Annotated in this window: 1 protein-coding gene; it reads right to left on the bottom strand. The window is 47.1% G+C overall.

Annotation, left to right across the window (positions count from 1 at the left end):
* On the bottom strand, positions 1-565 hold a 565-nt coding region (locus tag ACFIO5_RS10895; protein ID WP_375705412.1), incomplete at both ends, for an AAA family ATPase.

The following is a 565-nucleotide window of genomic DNA, read 5'->3' as shown; positions in this document are numbered from 1 at the left end:
AGCAACTGGTTTAAGGTCTGCTCCCGTTCATCGTTCCCGCCTCCTAATCCGGCGCCCCGATGGCGCCCGACAGCGTCGATTTCATCGATAAAGATAATACAGGGAGCATTTTTTTTAGCCTGTTCGAACATATCCCGCACGCGACTTGCCCCAACACCGACGAACATTTCGACAAAATCGGACCCTGAAATAGTAAAGAACGGTACATTGGCTTCACCAGCGACGGAGCGAGCCAGCAAGGTTTTACCAGTTCCAGGAGGACCAACAAGCAAAACGCCGCGTGGAATACGTCCACCTAAGCGTTGAAATTTTTGTGGCTCACGTAAAAATTCGACAATTTCCTGTAGATCTTGTTTTGCTTCTTCAACACCAGCAACATCCTGAAAGGTAACGCGCCCCTGCGCTTCATTGAGCAATTTTGCTTTTGATTTGCCAAACCCCATTGCCCCACGCGATCCACTTTGCATTTGTCGCATAAAGAAGATCCAAGCTCCAACGATAATAATAACAGGCAACAAAGAAAAAAGAAGATTGAGGAAGATACAATTTCCAGAGCTTTCAGGAA

The organism is Bartonella sp. AA86SXKL, assembly GCF_042196885.1.
The sequence above is the reverse complement of the archived record's forward strand: the minus strand, read 5'-3'. Positions and strand labels throughout refer to the sequence as shown.